Origin of the sequence: Nostoc sp. NOS(2021), assembly GCF_017115025.1 — a bacterium.
Lineage (GTDB): Bacteria > Cyanobacteriota > Cyanobacteriia > Cyanobacteriales > Nostocaceae > Nostoc.
This window is the reverse complement of record NZ_JABXKM010000017.1, coordinates 1-20216: the sequence shown is the minus strand read 5'-3', so window position 1 is coordinate 20216 and position 20216 is coordinate 1. Positions and strand designations below refer to the sequence as shown.

The 20216-nt window shown below is 43.7% G+C and carries 12 protein-coding genes and 1 pseudogene; 10 read left to right on the top strand and 3 right to left on the bottom strand.

Annotation, left to right across the window (positions count from 1 at the left end):
• Positions 1-4: 4 nt before the first annotated feature.
• Positions 5-6646 carry an SDR family NAD(P)-dependent oxidoreductase gene (locus HWQ41_RS34225; protein WP_366931623.1) on the top strand — a complete coding sequence of 2214 codons (6642 nt, stop codon included), beginning with the start codon at positions 5-7 and terminating at the stop codon, positions 6644-6646.
• 38 nt (positions 6647-6684) lie between these two features.
• Here HWQ41_RS34225 and HWQ41_RS00740 read toward each other — a convergent pair whose 3' ends face one another.
• Complete coding sequence (locus HWQ41_RS00740; protein WP_292758888.1) at positions 6685-7896, bottom strand: transposase; 1212 nt, start codon at positions 7894-7896, stop codon at positions 6685-6687.
• Between the two features lie 324 nt (positions 7897-8220).
• Positions 8221-9645 carry an MATE family efflux transporter gene (locus HWQ41_RS00735; RefSeq protein ID WP_292758886.1) on the bottom strand — a complete coding sequence of 475 codons (1425 nt, stop codon included), beginning with the start codon at positions 9643-9645 and terminating at the stop codon, positions 8221-8223.
• 140 nt (positions 9646-9785) lie between these two features.
• On the opposite strand from HWQ41_RS00735, the gene HWQ41_RS00730 reads away from it, so the two are divergent.
• The 9 genes and pseudogenes from HWQ41_RS00730 to asnB all read left to right on the top strand — a co-directional run bounded on the left by HWQ41_RS00730 (position 9786) and on the right by asnB (position 19848).
• Complete coding sequence (locus HWQ41_RS00730) at positions 9786-10643, top strand: methyltransferase domain-containing protein (RefSeq protein ID WP_292758883.1); 858 nt, start codon at positions 9786-9788, stop codon at positions 10641-10643.
• Positions 10644-10691: 48 nt separating this feature from the next.
• Entirely contained in the window at positions 10692-10952 is a 261-nt protein-coding gene (locus tag HWQ41_RS00725; protein WP_292758880.1) for an acyl carrier protein, read from the top strand.
• On the top strand, positions 10930-12165 hold the full coding sequence (locus tag HWQ41_RS00720) for a beta-ketoacyl synthase N-terminal-like domain-containing protein (protein ID WP_292758877.1): 1236 nt from the start codon (positions 10930-10932) through the stop codon (positions 12163-12165). The genes HWQ41_RS00725 and HWQ41_RS00720 overlap by 23 nt, the downstream gene beginning before the upstream one ends.
• A gap of 13 nt (positions 12166-12178) precedes the next feature.
• Positions 12179-13441 (top strand): hydroxymethylglutaryl-CoA synthase family protein, encoded by a 1263-nt coding sequence (locus HWQ41_RS00715; protein WP_292758874.1) that lies wholly within the window; start codon positions 12179-12181, stop codon positions 13439-13441.
• Positions 13429-14217 carry an enoyl-CoA hydratase/isomerase gene (locus HWQ41_RS00710; RefSeq protein ID WP_292758872.1) on the top strand — a complete coding sequence of 263 codons (789 nt, stop codon included), beginning with the start codon at positions 13429-13431 and terminating at the stop codon, positions 14215-14217. The genes HWQ41_RS00715 and HWQ41_RS00710 overlap by 13 nt, the downstream gene beginning before the upstream one ends.
• 37 nt (positions 14218-14254) lie before the next feature.
• Complete coding sequence (gene fabD / locus HWQ41_RS00705) at positions 14255-15454, top strand: ACP S-malonyltransferase (RefSeq protein ID WP_292758870.1); 1200 nt, start codon at positions 14255-14257, stop codon at positions 15452-15454.
• Positions 15455-15748: 294 nt separating this feature from the next.
• Positions 15749-17053: a cytochrome P450 gene (locus HWQ41_RS00700; RefSeq protein ID WP_292758867.1), complete on the top strand. Its 1305-nt coding sequence runs from the start codon at positions 15749-15751 to the stop codon at positions 17051-17053.
• Positions 17054-17222: 169 nt separating this feature from the next.
• Positions 17223-17531, top strand: a pseudogene (locus HWQ41_RS00695) (ISAs1 family transposase); the annotation flags it as partial.
• 373 nt (positions 17532-17904) lie between these two features.
• Positions 17905-19848: an asparagine synthase (glutamine-hydrolyzing) gene (asnB, locus tag HWQ41_RS00690; RefSeq protein WP_292758865.1), complete on the top strand. Its 1944-nt coding sequence runs from the start codon at positions 17905-17907 to the stop codon at positions 19846-19848.
• A 105-nt stretch (positions 19849-19953) separates the two neighbouring features.
• Here asnB and HWQ41_RS00685 read toward each other — a convergent pair whose 3' ends face one another.
• A complete protein-coding gene (locus HWQ41_RS00685) occupies positions 19954-20115 on the bottom strand; it encodes a hypothetical protein (RefSeq protein WP_292758862.1) in 162 nt (53 codons plus the stop codon).
• Positions 20116-20216 lie beyond the last annotated feature (101 nt).

Genomic DNA, 20216 nt, shown 5'->3' with positions numbered 1-20216 from the left:
GGCAATGGATAATGTCAATAACAACGAAGAGTTAAATAATTATGAAATCGCCGTTATTGCAATGGTGGGTCAGTTTCCAGGAGCCAAAAATATTGATGAATTTTGGCAGAATCTATCTCAAGGGGTAGAATCTATCACTTGGTTTACAGACGAGGAATTGTTAAAGGCTGGCGTCGATCCAGATTGGCTGAGTAACTCCAACTATGTAAAAGCGAATGCTGTTCTGTCAGACATGGAGTTATTTGATGCGAATTTCTTTGGTTATAGTGCTAGAGAAGCTGAGATCATCGATCCGCAACAGCGCCTATTCTTAGAATCGGCATGGACAGCTTTAGAACAGGCTGGTTACAATCCCCAAACTTACAAAGGTTTGATCGGTGTTTATGCGGGTCTGGGTCTGAATAGTTATTTGCTCAACAATCTAACTCCAAACCGCGACCTTTTAGAGACAGTCGATCCTTTACAACTACTAATCTCCAGCGACAAAGATTTTTTGCCGATGCGGGTGGCTTATAAACTCAATTTGACAGGGCCGGCGGTGAATGTGCAAACGGCCTGTTCTACTTCTTTAGTTGCTGTTCACTTTGCTTGCCAAAGTTTGCTCAACGGGGAATGTGACATAGCTTTGGCTGGTGGAGTTTCTCTCAGTTTTCTGGAAAACACGGGTTATTTGTATCAAGAGGGAATGATTCTATCCCCCGATGGACACTGCCGTGCTTTTGATGCCAATGCACAGGGAACTATTGGCGGTAGCGGTGTCGGAATTGTTGTTTTAAAAAGGTTAAACGAAGCTCTAGCTGATGGAGATTGCATTCAGGCAATCATTAAAGGCTCGGCAATCAATAACGATGGTGCCCTGAAAGTGGGTTACACTGCTCCCAGCATCAATGGTCAAGCGGCAGTGATTGCCGAGGCTCAAGCTGTGGCTGGAGTAGATGCCGAGACAATTTCCTATATCGAAGCCCACGGAACTGGCACGCCTCTAGGAGATCCGATTGAAATCGCTGCTTTAACGCAAGCTTTTGCTCAGAGTACTGATAAAAAAGGCTTCTGTGCGATTGGTTCGGTGAAAACAAATGTCGGACATTTGAATGCAGCAGCAGGTGTGACAGGTCTGATTAAAAGTGTAATGGCGCTACAACACAAATTGCTGCCTCCTAGTTTGAACTTCTCGACACCCAATCCCAAAATTGATTTCGCTAATAGTCCTTTCTACGTCAATACGACTCTTAGTGAATGGAAAACAAATAACATTCCTCGCCGGGCTGGGGTTAGTTCTTTTGGAATTGGGGGTACTAATGCTCACGTAATTGTTGAGGAAGCCCCAGTTATTAAGAGGAGAGGGGGAGAGGGGGAGAGGGGGAGAAAATATCAATTATTGGTAATTTCTGCAAAAACTAACTCTGCTCTGGAAACAGCGACTGCGAATCTAGCTGACCATTTACACCGCGATCGCAAACTTAATTTAGCTGATGTCGCTTATACTCTCAGCATTGGTCGCTGGGTTTTTAACCACCGCAGGATGGTAGTTTGTCAGAACTTAGAAGAAGCCGTCAAAGTTTTAAGTAATTTAGAACCAAAACAAGTTTTTAGCAACTGCACTGAAGTTGCAGATCGGTCTGTTGTCTTCATGTTTCCCGGACAGGGTTCTCAGTATGTGAATATGACGCGGGAAATTTACCAAACCGAGGCAATATTTCGAGAACAAGTTGATTTATGCTCAGAAATTCTCTTGCCTCAATTAGGACTCGATCTGCGTCATCTAATCTACCCTGATGAGGAAAAGAGCGATCGCGCATCAAAGCAACTTCAACAAACAGCGATGTCTCACGACAAGCTGCTTCGCATCTACGCTCAACCAGCTATTTTTGTCATTGAATACGCCTTAACTAAATTATGGCAGTCTTATGGGGTGAATCCTGTGGCTGCGATCGGTCACAGTATTGGCGAATATGTAGCCGCTTGTATCGCCGGAGTTTTTTCCTTAGAAGATGCCTTATCTCTGGTAGCAACACGGGGGCAGATGATGCAGCAACTTCCCAATGGGGCAATGCTCGCTATTCCCCTGCCCGAAGACAGAGTAAAGTCTCTGTTGGGACAAGAACTCTCATTAGCAGCAATTAACCAACCGTTCCAGTGCGTAGTTTCTGGTTCCACCGCAGCAGTAGATGCCTTAGAAAATCAACTGGCTACACAAGGCATTGAATGCCGCCGTCTGCATACGAACCATGCTTTCCACTCCCAGATGATGGAACCAATCTTGGAAGCATTTGCACATCGGGTAAAACAAGTTACCTTAAATCCTCCAAACATTCCTTATATATCCAACGTTACTGGTACTTGGATTACCGCGACACAAGCCACAAATCCTGACTATTATGCTCAACATCTGCGTTCCACAGTGCTATTTGCCCAAGGTGTAGAGAAGTTGTTGGCAACACCTGAGCAAATTCTGTTAGAGGTGGGGCCAGGCCCGACGCTAACGACATTAGCTAAAAGGCATCCAGACAAGGTAGCCGCACAAACGGTGTTAACTTCAGTCCGTCATCCCCAAGAGGAACAATCGGATATAGCTTTTTTATTCACCACACTGGGGCAACTCTGGCTTGCTGGGGCAAAGGTGGATTGGTTTGGATTCTACAAGCAAGAGCAGCATTATCGTCTTCCCTTACCTACTTATCCCTTTGAACGCCAACGTTATTGGATTGAACCGCCAAGAAAAGATGTACTTGAGTTTCAAGCAACACTAAGTAAAAATCTGGATATTGCTGATTGGTTTTATGTCCCATCCTGGAAAAGGTCGCCGCTTTCTGTTAGTCAACTAGAGCATTTACAGGGCAGCGTTCTGCTGTTTATCAATGAGTGCAACTTGGGTTCTCAACTGGCAAAACAACTTCAAAACGAATCTCAAAAAGTGATTGTTGTCAAGATAGGAGAGTCCTTTAAAAAAGAGAATCAAGGCTCATATACCCTCAATCCTCGACAACCCAAGGACTACGAAACTTTGTTGGCAGAATTGGGAGACATCCCTAAAACCATCGTTCATTTATGGAGTCTAGCCGAAAAAAGTCACGCCGCATCAGAATTGGCAGGAATTGACCAAGCTTTAGATTTAGGATTTTACAGTTTGCTATTTCTTGCTCAGGCATTTGGTAAACAAAATGTTACCGATCAGTTTCAATTGATAGTTATATCAAATAATATGCAGGACGTAACCGCAGAAGAGAAGCTACGTCCTGAGCAAGCCACTTTAATCGGCCCGGTGAGAACTATTCCTAAAGAATACCCTTACTTAAGTTGTCGTAGTGTTGACGTAGTTATTCCGCAATCAGAAACCTGGCAAGAGAAGCAACTGATCAGACAGCTGCAAGCAGAATTAAAGGTTAAATCCGACCAACAAATTATTGCCTACCGTAAACAACATCGTTGGGTACAAACTTTCGAGTCAGTCAGATTAGAGAACTCAGATGCGGGAATACAAAGGTTAAAGGAAGGCGGAGTCTATCTGATTACAGGTGGGCTTGGAGGTATAGGACTGGCACTAGCGGAATATTTGGCGCTAACAGTTAAGGTTAAATTGATCCTGACAGGGCGTTCTGATTTTCCGGCTCAAACTCACTGGGAACAATGGCTAGCTAGTCATGAGGCTCAAGATGATACAAGTTGCAAGATCCAAAAATTGCAAGCAATAGAGAAGCTGGGTACCAAGGTTTTGATTGTCAATGCAGATGTTACCAACCTGGAACAAATGCAAAACGCCATAGCTCAAGCATTAGAGCGATTTGGTCAGATTAATGGTGTGATCCACTCAGCAGGTGTTCCTGGGGGAGGCGTGATTCAGCTAAAAACGCCAGAAATAGCACAAAAAGTTCTTGTTCCGAAAATCAGGGGAACCCTCGTACTTGATGCTCTTTTCAAGGATGTTCAGCTAGATTTCTTTATTCTCTGTTCATCACTCAGTTCAATTCTAAATGACTTTGGACAGGTAGACTATTGTGCAGCCAATGCCTTTCTTGATGCCTTCGCTCATCATAAAACCTCAGAAAATGGAACATTCACAGTAAGTATTAACTGGGATGGCTGGCAAGAAGTCGGGATGGCCGCAGCGGCGGCAAAACAACGAATCGGAACCTTGGATCTTCCCTTAACACCCGATCAAATTGATCAAAGGGAAAAAAACTTTTCCGCTTCCCAAAGCCAGAATTTTTGTTTGGAAATATCCTCTCCTGGTATTTTAGAAACCTTGAGATTTCAAACTGCGAGACGCCAGAAACCAGGTGCAGGTGAGGTAGAAATAGAGATATGTGCTGCCGGACTCAACTACAAGGAAGTGCTTGTAGCGCTGGGGATGCTTCCAGTGCAATCTAATACTCCTTTAAACTTCGGTTTGGAATGTGCAGGAAAGATTGTGGTGCTGGGAGAAGGTGTCGAGGGTTATCAGATAGGAGATGAAGTCATTGCCTTTTCTTCTTCCTGCTTTAGCGCATTTACAACAACTTCCGTCTCCTATGTCGCACCCAAACCAAATCATCTGAGTTTAGAAGAGGCAGCAACAATTCCGATTTCCTTTATGACAGCCTACTATGCGCTGAATAAATTGGGCAGGCTTTGCAAAGGGGAAAGTGTTCTCATCCATGCCGCCGCCGGAGGTGTGGGCATGGCTGCAATCCAAATTGCTCAGATGATCGGCGCAGAAATCTTTGTCACAGCTGGCAGTCCAGAAAAACGGGCGTTTCTGCATTCTCTGGGAATTGAATATGTGATGGATTCAAGGTCTTTGGCTTTTGCCGATGAAGTGATGCAACACACCAACGGCAAGGGTATTGATGTAGTTTTGAACTCTTTAGGGGGAGAATTTATACCCAAAAGCTTGTCAATTCTGGCACCTTACGGACGTTTTCTGGAACTTGACAAGCAAAATATCGATGAGAACAGCCAGGTGGGTTTACGGCTTTCTGAGAAAAGCTTATCCTTCTTTACCATAGATTTAGAGCCGAATATCCCTAACTTTAATTCCATATTCCTGGAAGTGGTGCAACACTTCAAAAATGGGAATCTTAGTCCCCTTCCTCATCAAGTATTCCCAATTTCAGAAGTGGCGATCGCTTTTGAGTATATGGCACAAGCGAAGCACATCGGCAAGCTTGTTGTATCATTACAGGATAAAGAGGCGCTGAAAAAGGTAGCATCTGAAGTGAAAAACTACGTCCACTCAGATAATCTTTACCCAAATATTAGTCAACCTGCTGATTCGGGTCTGTACGAACAAGCGATCGCAACTACAAATATACTTCACAAAGACCATAAGTTAGGGCTATTACCCGCAGAGGGCATAGATGTTTTTCGTCGTCTTTTGTGTAATACACTGCCTCAAGTTATTGTATCGACACGAGATTTACAGTCTCGGATTGAGCAAAACCAAGTCTCTACACTACTTAGTTTTTTAGAAGAATCATCGAAGGAGGATCTACCCAAACAGGTACACCAACGACCACCAATAACTCAGGCTTATGTTGTTCCCAGAAACAAGCTTGAGCAGATTATTGCTGGTATCTGGGAGGATGTTCTTGGGTTTGAGCAGGTGGGAATCCACGATGATTTCTTTATGTTAGGAGGAGATTCCCTTGTAGCAGTGAGGGTCATGGCTCAAATAAAGAATATATTTCAGGTAGAGTTGCCCTCGGCTACCCTGCTCCAAAACCCCACTATTGCACAACTATCCCAACTGCTCAAAGCCAGTAATCATTCTGCTATTAATAGACATCTCCAGAAATTAGGTTTTCACCAAGACAAGATAAAGGTTTCAGCTTCTTTTTCGGAGATGTCTAATGCTATTAATTCAGTATTAATACCCATTCAGCTTAAAGGAGAACAAGTTCCTCTGTTCTGTGTCCATCCGGTAGGTGGGAACGTACTGTGCTATGCAGCACTCTCCCAACAGTTAGGGCAGGAACATCCTATCTATGGACTGCAATCATTAGGCTTGATAGAACAGCAGCTGACTTTGACCACCATTGAGGCAATGGCCAGTTACTACCTTGAGGAAATCTTGACGGTGCAACCTCAGGGTCCTTATCACCTTATAGGCTGGTCTATGGGAGGTATAATTTCCTACGAGATAGCACAACAGCTTATTCATCGAGGGGAGACAGTTGCATTGTTAGTTCTGATTGATAGCCATATACCGACTGCTGAAGACATACCGGCTAAGGATCAACTCCTTGTGGAGTTCATAAAAGATTTAGCTGGGCAGTCGAGACAAAGCTTGCACTCAGTTCTAGAGTCACTAGAAGGAAAGCTGGTTTCTTTAGAGCAAGTATTCAAACTTACCCAACATGATCAACTTTTCCCATCTGAGTTGTCTTTGGAGCAATTACAGCGCTTATGGCGTGTTTTTCAGGTAAATATGCTGGCCCTAACCCAGTATCAGCCACAGTCATATAACGGGGCAGTTTTATCACTTCTAGCAAGTGAGTCAGTCGCACAAGCTTCGCATACAGTCAGTAATGGTGGAGACAGAGTTAGATGGGACACCCTAATTAAAGGTGAACTGAGTGTACACATCATTAATGGAGATCATTTTACCCTGATGCGAGAGCCAAACCAAGTTGCCCAAGTTGCATACTACCTTGGCTGCTATCTCTAGGATAGTTGTAAAAAATGTAGACAAATATCTAACAACTTTTACTTAGGAAGTTTTACCTTCACTGGGGAAACTACAATCCCCTTTATCCCTTGGGCAAACGCTTCAGGGATTGCTTTTCTCAAGATATTTAACGATGCATTTATATCTGCATTAAGTAAACTACCTCCTTCAGATTTGTAAAGACCTCGCTTAATTCTTTTACCAGAAAAAGTATGAACACTACCTTTTTTGTAGCTAGGAATTAAATCTTGATCTAGAAAACTTGCCTTAGATGTATAGCTTTCCTCATTGACAATTACTTGAATTCCAACTAACTCGGCTTTGTAAGTAATCTGGTCAATAAATCTGGCGTGAGGTACTTGTACAAAGTTTTGATTGTTACGACTGCCTATAGCAATTTTTTGTTTCCAGCCATCGTTTTTACCAATAACTAAAGTTCCTATATTTAATTCAATTAATTTATTGATTAAATATCTGCTGGCTTTGTGCAAGTAATCATCAACTTTAAAATTACGTTTACTACAAAGCTTTTGTAATTGCTTAGAAGTGCCAGTTTTCAGAATAGCTTGTAACTCTGCTTTTTGTTTATTGAAAAAGTGATTGATAGATTTTAAAGGTCTGCCATTGATCAGGAACGGTACGAAACCGGACTGATTGAAAGTTACAGCCGCTAAATTATTCAATCCTAAATCTATGCTAGCAATTTTACTTTGATCTAGTGGCTTTGGTTCTATTTCCTTGTTGTAAACAATTTCAACAATATAATGATCAAGCTTTGGTACTATCCTAACTTGTGCAATCTTATTAGCTTTCGTTGCCAGTACAATTTTAGTCTGACTTAACTTAATCAAACCTTTTACTAGGGCCGGTTTTGACAAAGCTTGAACAGTATAAACAACTAAGTTTCTACCTTCAACTTTATTTTTATATTTTGGCAGCTTCGGCTTACTTAAAAACTTGGATGGATTCTTTTCATAAGCTTTGAAAGCAGCTTGAAAACTTTTCCAATTTCTGTCTAAAACCATTAATATTTGTTGACTTACTTTAGCAGGTAAAGCTTTATAATCAACAGATTCTTGAGTGAGTTTTTGAACCTGATTATAATTAAGAATTTTATTTGTCTTAAAGAGGTTTTGTCTAATCAAGTAGTTAGACGCATTGTAAAGGTTTTTAGATAAAAAGCATAAGCTATCAATTTCTTGGTAGTACTTATGACCTCTCTTAATTACGTGCTTTTCAACTAACTGCATTCCTCCTCCTGCAAGCATTTAACAATACATTCAGTTTTCCGAGTGCGTCGTCTAATTGAATAAAGTCTTGCACAGAAAGAGGTAATAATAGAAACAAAGTCATGCATTAAATCATCTGTTCTTTCTGTAGCTGAGTTGCGTTTAAATCTCCGCGTTTCCACATTCGCCAAGCTGTTTTATAGCTCACACCTATTGATTTAGCGTAATCCGATAATTTCATAGTTGTTTTTCGACAAATTTAGCCATTCCCAAGCATTTGGCTGCATTTGTCAATACTTACCTATAAAATCAGCAAAGTTTACCAATATTTTGCCTAAAAGGAAACTAAGTAGACAAAGTTGAAACTGGGGTCTGACCAGAGACTCCAGTTAAATCTTCCTCAAATTTTTTTGCTCTCAGATAAAACCGCCCTACTAAAATTATGCTGGAAATTGCCGGAGCCATAATTAAACCGTACCATAAACCAGTTCCTCCCCATCCTAAAATTATTCCCATTAGATAACCTCCACTCAGCCCAACACCCCAGAAAGATAATGTGTTAATTATCATAGGTACGCGGGTATCTTGCAATCCTAACAAAGCCCCAACTGCAATTCCTTTAATACTAGAAAAAACTTGGTAGACTGCAACTAATTTTAGGAAATTTATTGCCTGAGTAATTGCTACGGCATTATCGGGATTATTAATGTCTAAATAAAGGGTGGCAATGGGTTGGGAAAACAGTTCAAAACCTATCGCTACAACGAACGCGAACAGTGCGCTTAAACTAAGATTAACAAAGGTTGCCCTCATTACTCCCTTAGGGTTCTTCTCTCCCATCATCTGCCCTACTCTCGCCGTAACCGTGTAAGAAATTGCCATTGTAATTGCTGAAAATATACTTGATGCCTGGAGAGCAATTTCATGAGCTGCTAAACTGGAGGTTCCCAACTTTCCCATTAGCATTGCCGTGATGGTGAACAGCCCCATTTCAATTGCTAATTGAATTCCCGTCGGCCATCCGATCTGAAAAATTTTACCAAATATCTCTCGATCAAACTCATCCAAATAGCGAAAAAGCTTGTAGTCTCTACTTTTAGGATGAAAATAAATCAGCATAACTGAGGCTAAGAAACTCACCCAATAAACGAGCATAGTTCCCCAGCTTATTCCAGCTAAACCAAGGGCAGGGAAACCTAAAAAGCCAAACATCAGTACGTAATTGACAGGTATATTCAGCAGTAAAGAGACAACTATAATTACCATGCCAAATTGGGGAAAATTGATTGCAGCGGCAATTTGTTTTAAATATAAAAAACCCAGCATAGCAGGTAATCCCCAAACCAGAACATGTAAATAGCTTTTTGTCAATAGAACATTGCTTTCTTCTTGACCTAGTAAGGGCAGTATAGAATCACAGTTCCATAACAGAAGCATCGCGGGTAAAGATAGGGCAACTGCCAGCCACAGTCCCTGACAATTAATCCGGCTGACTCTATCCAGATTGTTTGCTCCAAAAGCCTCGGCAGCGAGCGCCCCTGCTGCTCTGAGAATACCAATGCAAATAGATGCCAGAGTCAGAAAAATAACTACACCCAAAGCACCCGCCGCTAAATTTTGAGTGCCAAGTAAACCCATCATTACCGAATTGATCACAGGTATGGTAAATTCAGCTAGTTGAGCAACTGCTAAGGGTACAGCCAATCCTAGACTAACTCGTGCTTCAGTTAGAAAATCTGACTTAAATTCTGTTGAGGTTATTTGCTCCATAAACTTGATATAAATTAATAACGGGAATAATCACAAGTGTAAACATTCACAAAGGTTTAAATTCTTTTACCTACCTGCTTATAACGTATAATGCCTTTAGCAAAATTAGGTTCATAGAATCTAAATCCTGTTTATAGGTTATGGGGGACTCAGTGAGTAAGTCTGATATTGAGGAAAACGGGGCAACTATAAGCAGTCCAATACCAGAAAAGGTAGCAGAAATGTATAATGCGCCCGGAGGTCAAGGAGGGCATCTCATCTTTGACGGGCAGTTTCATTGGGGCTACTGGGATGAAAATAATTCTGACGCCAGTCTTGGTGAGGCCGCCGATCGCCTGACTCAGATTATGATCGACAAGTCGGAGATATCTCAGGGAGAACGCTTCTGCGATCTGGGATGCGGTGTTGGTGTCCCAGCTATGCGGATTGCAAAAGCGAAAGAATGTTTCGTTGATGCAATTACCATCAGCAAGTACCAATACGACAAGGCGAAGCAGCTAGCCGACGAAGCTGGTATGTCCGATCGAGTCCGCTTCATCCAGGGCAATGCGTTGGAAATGCCCTGCGACGACGCAACCTATGACGGAGGCTGGTTTTTTGAAACTATTTTTCACATGGGACACCGCGAAGCCCTACGAGAAGCTTATCGAATCTTGAAGCCAGGGGCCACATTACTGATCGCTGACTTGCCAACACGGTCAAACATTACCAAAGAATTTAAGACGTTTGCCAAAGAAAAAATTCATTCGGTCTTTATTCCAAAGGAAGATTATCCAGGACTGTTGGATGAGGCTGGGTTTGACCTGATCGAAATTGATGACGTAACCGAATTTGTAATTCCTCCTCTGGTTCCAAAGGTTAAAGTCGCCTTCAAACAGTATGAGACCGAAATTCTGCAATACGTTGAGAGTCAAGCGATCAACCGCTGGGTCGGAATGTTTGAGGATATGTGTGAGAATCTTGGGTATATGCTGGTAAAGGCAAAAAGGAGAGCATAAATACTGGTTCAATTAAGTGCAATTGACCTAGAAGAAATGAGAATCGAGATGACAACAGAGATTACAAGGGATAGTATCTTTAACATCATTGTCCAACACACTTGTGAAGTTATTCCAGAACTGGAGAGCCATTCTATTGTTGAGACGGATCGACTTGCTGACTTAGGAGCCAACTCGATGGATCGAGCCGATATTGTCATGATGACGCTGGAATCGCTATCGCTACAAATCCCTCTAATTGAGCTTGCAAAAGCCAAGAGTATAGGCGAGTTTACCGATCTGCTGTATGAAAAACATCAGTTTACCTAAAATACTTATTACAGGAGTTGGAGTCACCACTGCGATCGCGCAAGGAAAAGTTAATTTTTTAGAGGCGATACTTGCTGGGAAATCTGCTTTTGCTGAACTCAATCGACCTGGGCGAAAGATCGTTGATGCCAATCTGCGTCTGTTGGGTTGCGAAATTGACAATCTCGTTATTCCTGATGGGATTGCCGAGAGAGATTTACGGACAGCCTCATGGTCGGCTCAAGTCGGAGTTTCTACCCTGGATGAAGCATGGCGGGATGCCCGACTCGATGATGTCGATCCTTGCCGCATCGGTCTAATTGTTGGTGGATCGAATTTCCAGCAGCGTGAATTGGTGCTGATTCAGGAAAAATATGCAGATCGGCCTCATTTTCTCAGACCGAGTTATGGCACGACATTTCTTGACAGTGATATTTGTGGACTCTGTACCCAATATTTTCCTGTGAAAGGATTCGCGCATACCGTAGGGGGCGCGTCGGCTAGCGGTCAGTTGGCAGTCATTGAGGCGAGCGAAGCTGTTGCAAGTGGTAGAGTTGATGTCTGCATCGCTATGGGAGCTTTGATGGATCTGTCCCATTGGGAGTGTCGAGGACTGCGAGCTATGGGGGCTATGGGGTCAAATCGTTATGCGAATGAGCCATCATTAGCCAGTCGCCCTTTCGATCGCGATCGTGACGGATTTATTTTTGGCGAATCTTGTGGCGTGGTGGTGATTGAAAAAGAGGATACAGCGACTCGTTCTGGCGTTTCGCCCTATGCCAAAGTTTTGGGGTGGGCGACCAGGATGGACGGAAACCGCAACCCCAATCCATCCAAGTCAGGTGAGGTGTCTGTGATCTGGGAATCATTGGCTCGTTCTGGATTGTCGCCGCCAGCGATCGACTATATCAATCCCCACGGTAGCGGTTCGATCGCTGGCGATGATACTGAAATTTCAGCCATTCGTGAGGCAGGTCTGTCCCACGCATATATCAATACAACCAAGTCACTGATCGGTCACGGACTGAGCGCCGCAGGAGCTGTTGAGGTGGTGACAACAGTTCTACAAATGCGTGCTGGAATGCTTCATCCATCAAAAAACTTAGAAAGTCCAATCGACTCAAGTTTTAACTGGGTTCGGGAAAAATCTGTTACACATCAGATCGAATATGCGATCGCCCTGAGTATGGGGTTTGGCGGAATCAATACGGCATTATGTCTCGGACGATGTTAAGGGAGGAACAATCATGATATCAGTTGGAATCGAAAGCATGAATGCTTTTGGCGGTAGTGTCGTCCTTGATGTGATGGATCTGGCTCGTCATCGACAGCTAGATATGCGGCGGTTTGAAAATTTATTAATGAAGGAAAAAGCCGTTGCCCTCCCGTTTGAAGATCCCATCACTTTTGGTGTCAACGCTGCCAAACCTTTAATCGACTCCCTCTCAGAAGAGGAAAAAGGACAAATAGAATTGCTCATTACCTGCTCAGAATCAGGGATTGATTTCGGTAAATCCATTAGCGCCTACATTCATCAATACCTGGGTTTGAATCGATGCTGTCGCTTATTTGAGTTGAAGCAAGCGTGCTATGCGGCGACTGCCGGACTACAAATGGCCCTTAATTTCATCCTCTCGCAAACATCACCGGGTGCTAAGGCGTTGGTTGTAGCCACCGATATTTCCCGATTCGTTGTCACCGCCGGGGGTGAGGCACTCACCAACGACTGGTCTTATTTTGAGCCAAGTTCAGGTGCAGGGGCAGTAGCCATCCTCGTTAGTGATGACCCAAAAGTGTTTCAAGTCGATGTGGGCGCAAACGGCTATTACGGCTACGAGGTCATGGATACCTGCCGTCCCGTGCCAGACAGTGAATCGGGAGATGTCGATCTGTCTATGATGTCATATCTCGACTGCTGCGAGAAGGCGTTTATTGAGTATCAGAAGCGAGTTTCAGGCGTAGACTATCAAGACACCTTTGGGTACTTAACATTTCACACGCCTTTTGGTGGCATGGTCAAAGGGGCACACCGCATGATGATGCGTAAATTCACTCAGGTAAAGTTAAACGATATTGAACTTGACTTTAATCAGCGAGTTGCACTAGGACTTCGCTATTGCCAACGGGTGGGGAATATTATGGGCGGAACAGTCATGTTATCTTTGTCCAGTACGATCGATAATGGTGATTTCACGACACCAAAGCGACTAGGTTGCTTTTCCTACGGTTCGGGCTGTTGCTCCGAGTTCTACAGTGGTGTGGTAACAGCAAATGGACAACAGTGGCAGCGTCAGTTTGAGATCGCGGCGATGCTAGACCGACGCTATCAGATTTCCATTGAGGAATACGAAGACCTTTTCCAGGGCAATCGCAGTGTCCGGTTCGGAACGAGAAATGTGACTTTAGACCCCACAATGCTTACGGGTATGCGATCGGCCTGGAAAGATAAACCATTGTTGAGCTTACGCGAGATTCGAGAATTCCATCGTGAGTATGAATGGGTGAGCTAACGTATCAAACTATCAATGTCCGGTTTCAGGGGTCAACCTGTCGCATTCAGCTGTGTCAGTCAGATTCGGAGAATGCGATTACCAACCATCTCGTAACCGAACTTACAGATGTCCTTGCCATTTGTGAGAATAGAACTAGAGAGAAATCACAAGCGGTTTGTGTCGTTGTCATTGAAGGACTACCGGATGTTTTCTGTACTGGTGCAGACTTTCGCCAGATCGCTGAACAGAATGATGCTGCTGGGAGGGTCGATGCTGAACGCTTGTACCATTTATGGATGCAGCTGGCGATCGCTTCATTTGTCACAATTGCCCATGTGCGAGGTAGGGTGCGTGCTGGTGGAGTCGGATTTGTTGCCGCCTGCGATATCGTACTGGCGGATGAATCAGCAACTTTCGCGCTCTCAGAACTCATGTTCGGTCTGTTTCCCGCCTGTGTGTTACCATTTCTAATTCGCAAAGTGGGTGTGCAAAAATCTCATTACATGACGTTGACGACCATGCCGATTTCAGTCCAGGACGCATCCGCCAGTGGTTTAGTGGATGCCTATTCCGAAGACAGCGAATCTCTATTACGTAAGCATCTGATTCGTCTCAGCCGACTGTCGAATTCAGCCGTATCTGAGTATAAAAAATATATGCACCAGCTAAACGATATTCTGATGCGATCGCAATCGTTGGCAGTTTCGACAAACGAGCAGTTGTTTTGCTCTCAAGAGAATCTCGACAAGATTCGGAGATACGTTAACGAAGGAAAATTTCCTTGGGAACCATAGTGCGGAACTTATATGCTGAATAGCAACTTAATTTATAATGGTTACTTATCTTTTCCCTGGGCAGGGTTCACAAACAAGAGGAATGGGAAAACAACTGTTCGCAATATTTCCAGAGGAAACGGAAATTGCCAGTGACATTCTTGGGTATTCAATAGTTACATTGTGCATGGAAGATCCAAACAACCAGCTCGATCAGACACAATTCACACAACCGGCGCTTTTTGTGATTAATGCGCTGTCGTACAAACTGCGTCTAGCCGAATCTGGAAAGCTACCTAATTTCTTAGCCGGTCACAGTCTGGGTGAATACAACGCACTTCACAGTTCAGGAGCCTTTTCCTTTGAAGATGGTATTCGCCTAGTGGCAAGGCGCGGAGAACTCATGAGCCGTACACCCAATGGTGCGATGGGAGCTGTAATTGGCCCTGCGGCAGCCGACATTCGGACAATGCTAGACTTTCATGGACTCTCAGCAGTTTATATTGCAAACTACAATTCGCCTCACCAAACCATTGTATCAGGTCTGAAAGCAGATATCGAGAAATCCAAGCAAGTCCTAGTAGATGAGGGAGCGGTTTACGTTTCTCTCAACACAAGTGGCGCGTTTCACTCTCCCTATATGGTTTCTGCAAGAAAAGAGTTTGCCCGGTATCTGGAAAACTTTTCTTTTTCAAAACTGACGATTCCTGTGGTATGCAACGTCAATGCACGACCCTATCGACAAGAAGAGATTGCGTCCCAGTTAGCAGAGCAGATTACATCTCCTGTGCGCTGGTCTGAAAGCATCGGTTATCTGCTGTCCCAAGACGAAATGCAGTTTGAGGAACTAGGTGTCGGTAGAATCTTAACCAAGTTAATCCCAAGTATAAGACGAGAATATCAAGCGCAGCCAGACGATACTCCAAAAAATTCTAATATTCAACGCGATCGTCAAGTCGATCCCTCCTTGGCAAGTCAGTTCTCTATGAAGGACGATCGCACTGATGAACGTTCCAGCCAATTTAATACCCAGTTTACGGTGGATAAAGAGAAACTAGCAGCTGAGGCGCGAAAAAAAGTCGATCGCTGGAATCGCTTGTACCCAGTTGGTACAAAAGTGTGCATTCCTGGATATGACATGGAATTGATGACCTGCACTCCCGCTGTCATTCTCTTTAGACATCGAGCAGCCGTTTATATGCAGGATTACAACGGCTATTTTGCTTTGGACGAAATATCATCACCCGCCGAGCGGTGATAGTCGCTCAAAAAGGAGACGGCTATTGTCTGACTCAAGCAGATCATGTAAAATCACGCAGTGTGTCGAAGCCATCCACCTATCATTTGTCCATGTTTTCGTCAAATCACGGCTCTGAACAATGCTTTAGCGCTAAAGCGCAACTACGAGCCAAATACAGAGATTTTACTTTTCGTTACATAGTTTGGTTTTTTCTCGGCGACTTACTTAGGTCAATCTTGAGGAGTGAACGAAATGAAATATAATCTATCAGATAGCCTTGAAAATCCTTCCTCTTTGAAATCAGGAGATCCGATGCAACTCCCACCTGTACTCAAAGGGGGGTGGCCGATTATTGGGCATCTTCCACAATTTATGCACGACAAAGGTGCTCTGTTTTACAAGGGCTATCAGGAGTTAGGTAATGTATTTACTGTTAAGATACCCAAACCGATAGTGGTGGTCACTGGCAGTGAATACCATCAATGGTTTTACAACGAAACTGACAAAAGCTTAAATATCGCCAAGGGCTATGAAATCCTGAAATATGCCATAGGTGAAATATTCCTTACCGCCTCAAAGGAGCAGTACAAAAAGCATCGCATTTTTCTACCAATCATCTTCGGCAGAGAACGTAGCTTGGGCTACTTAAATGCCATGAACTACGAAGTTGATGTCTGGCTTGATCGTTTAGGGGAGTCGGGCGAGATGGATATTATGGACGAGATGCGCCTAGTAACGCGGTCTATTGCTGGGCACGCCTTTGCTGGATCAAATTTCCGAGATGAATTAGGTTCGGAATTCTGGGAAGCATATTCGGATATTGCCAAGTCCGTGAGCATCATCTTACCCCCTGACTGGCCACTGCCTAGATATAGACGTCGCGATCGCGCTAGGGCAAAGATCCGAAACATTCTAGGTCGCCTTTGCCAACAACGTCGTCAAGCTCCTGAGTCCTACGACGATGTTATATCTTTGTTACTCAATACTCCTTTGGACGATGGAACCTACCTCGACGACCAGAAGGCGGCAGACCTCTGGCTGGGTCTGATTTTTGCCGGAAATGATACCACCGCACGGCAAGCCGCCTGGTGTGTTCTCCTCACCCTCCAACATCCGAACATTTTGGCACGCTTACAAAGTGAAGTTGAGGTTCTAAATGACAGCATCGATGCCATGAGCTTTAGAAGCTTGCCACTAACCTTCCAAGTAATTGATGAGACCGTAAGGCTGAAACCTTCCGCAGATATGTTGCTGCGGGTCACTGAAGAGGAGGTTCAAGTCGGGGATTATCAAATTCCCGCAGGCTGGCGTGTGGTTATAGCTGCCGGAAGTTCCCATTATCTAGAAAGCAAGTTTAGCAATCCACCTCTTTTTGACCCCGATCGCTTTAGCAAAGAACGGGGCGAAGGCAAAGACCAGTATGCTATTATGGGGTTTGGCGGAGGTGGGCGTAAATGTCCAGGGATGAACTTTGCCAAAAGTGAGATGGCCATCATCCTCGCAAAGTTGCTACGTAACTATAATTTGACCCTACTCACACCAAACCCAAAGACGATAAGCGTACTCGGCGGTGCGCCTCGGCCATCACCCACGCGCATCAGTTATCAACGAAAATGACGATTCGTGTCCACTGAGCAAAGCTTTGAGGATAAATTCAAGTTAGCACACTAAGTACGGAAGATCCACAAACCCAAAGTTATGAAATTAGCAAATAGTCCGGCAACTCCAACCCTGATACAGATACTCTAATGAATGTTAACTCCCATATTAAATATTGATGATTGCTGATGGGTGGGTGGGAATTGAGACTTATGGTTGTGCAAAATATGAATGGTTAAAAACATTTTTAGAACTACCAAATAGTATTCCGTCACACGATACGCCAGTTCCTTCAAGGGGGGGAACCCCCGCAACGGATTGGCTCACATTTGCACGTGTATTTGCACAAATAAATCCCCAACAGTTTCAGTCATGTTTTCTTGATTGGATGAAATCAATTATTAAGATAACGTCAGGTGAAGTGGTTGCAATTGATGGGAAAATGTTGCGTGGTTCTTATGATAAAAGTAGTGACCAAAGTGCAATCCAAAGGCTTGACCCAGATTTACTTGACACTCATGAAAAGCAGTTATCCAATTTGGGCTGTGTAAACCTATCCAAAAATTAGTGTGTTATTTGTAATTAACCTTAAAAAAATCAATTTTCAAAATAACGACTGAGAGAAGGCAACATAGACGAATGGCACTAAGAAAAGCTGAAATACTTGCCTGGTAAGGGGTCTATAAAACTAATAGTTTTAAGGTCGGGAATCAGAATAATCTGCAACTCTCAGTTTGCGATCGCTGCAACATTTGCCGGATGTTTTTCCAAAGTGATGAAACCCTTGTAAATAATACATTTGCGCTTTTCTTAGTGCCATTCCAACATAGACAAAGATAATTTGTAGCAAAAAAGTCGGAGAAAGATTGATGTGTGGAATTGTTGCATTTTTCTCAAAACAGGAACCAATTTCCAAAGAGGCATTGAAACGGGCAACCCAAAGCTTACATCATCGGGGACCAGACGGACAAAACCATTGGATTTCTCCCAATCAACGAGTTGGATTGGGTCATGCCCGACTCAGCATTATTGATCTGACAACCGGCGAACAGCCGATTGCTAACGAAGAGGAGAACTTGCATATTGTCGTTAATGGAGAGTTTTATGACTTTGAACAGATACAGGCTGACTTGAAACGATGGGGATATAGGCTTCGTACCCGTTCTGACAGTGAAATTGCCCTTCATCTTTACGACGAGTTTGGTACACAATGCTTACAGCGTTTGCGAGGCGAATTTGCATTTGTGCTATGGGATGAACGTAATCAATTGCTATTTGCGGCTCGCGATCGCTTTGGCATCAAGCCGCTCTACTATACAGTAAATGGTAATACTCTCTATTTAGCATCCGAAGTCAAGGCTTTATTTGCAGCAGGTGTGCCTGCTCGTTGGAACCCAGAGTCTTTTTTCCAATACAACAGCGCTGTACTAGAAGCAGATCGGACTTTATTTCAAGACATTTATGAGGTTCCCCCTGGTCATTTTCTGCTGGCTTCGCACTCTGGCTGGCAACTGATGCGCTACTGGGATTTTAATTATCCCCGCATGAACGAGCCTCTTACTCAATATAGTGAAGGCGAATACATTGAAAAACTTCGCTACACATTGGACGAAGCGATTCGACTTCGCTTGTGGGCTGATGTACCAGTTGGCTGCTATCTCAGCGGTGGTATCGATTCGTCTACTGTCTTGGGAATGGCAGCTAGACATACCTCTGGCCCGATACAGGCGTTTACTATCGCCTTTGATCAACCCCCTTATGACGAACAAGCTTTCGCTCGCGAGACAGTCGAACACGTCGGGGCAAATCTTCATATCCTTCCAGTCAGCCAATCCGATCTTGTCAGCAACTTTGCCGATGCCGTTTATTACGGTGAGAGGCTTTCCAATACTATCTCCACGGCTGGTAAATATCTATTGAGCAAGGCGACGCGAGATATGGGTTACAAAGTTGTACTCACGGGTGAAGGTTCTGACGAAATCTTCGGAGGATATGTCGCTATGCGTGAGGATATGTTGCTCTACAATCGAGAAGGACAAGATGAGCAAACTGTACAGCAGCTATTAGCAGAATTGCAATTGAACAATCCAGCTTCTGCGCTTTTATTAGAAACTGATGCATCAGAGATGCCTTTAAACAGCGTGCAGCGGACTTTAGGTTTTGTACCAACTTGGCTCAAAAATATTTCAGTTGGCCTGATGAAAGCTGGTATAAAGAAACTTTACCCTTTTTATACGCCTGCATTTGCTGCTTTTGTGGCAGAACGCGATGCCTTTCGGATTTTTTTAAATCGCTTAGATGTACAGGGTCAACTAACTGGGCGGGAACCCGTCAATCAATCCCTTTATTTGTGGTCTAAAACGGTTTTGCCAAACTACGTTTTGAGAATGCTGGGCGATGGTGTAGAAATGGCACATTCTATTGAGGGGCGTCTGCCATTTCTTGACCATCATCTGGTTGAGCTAGTGCGCGACTTTCCTGTTTCACTCAAAATCCGTGGTACGACCGAAAAATATGTGCTGCGAGAAGCGGCACGTCCTTTCTTGACAGACACGATGTATCATCGTAAAAAGCACTCGTATTCTTCTCCACCTTATGCTCTGCAAAGCAATCAGCCATTGCAAGAACTACTCCAGGATACTCTGCGAGGCGAGGTGATGAAATCACTACCGTTCTACGACCAAAAAGCAGTTATTGCACTCCTAGATCAACTGCCCCAAATGGATGACAGTAAACGCACTCAAGTAACTTTTACTCTGACAGGAATGGTAAGTGCTTGTATTTTACAAGAACGGTTTAAACTTACGGGATAAATAAAAGGTAAAACTAGGGTTTGTGTCCTCACCTCTGCTGAGATAGCTTTACTGTTAAGGGATTACCAGAATATGTAATTGAGCAAGCCTTTGCGAAACTGAAAATTAGATACAAGAAGCGATTATTTGATCAGAGTTAATGTGACTTAAAGTCAAAGATTGCCGAAAATTAAAGGATAAGCTTGCCGAACCTATAGCCTGACTGGTTTTGTGACCAAATACCCGTTTTGCGAGAGTGCGATCGCCTCCGGCGGGCGGGTACGCCATCGTAAAGCACAATAATTCTTCTAAAGCCTATATTTAGCGTGGAATTCGGGACTTAAACAACAAAGGAGACTAAAAAGGAGTATAATGCTCAATTAGCATAG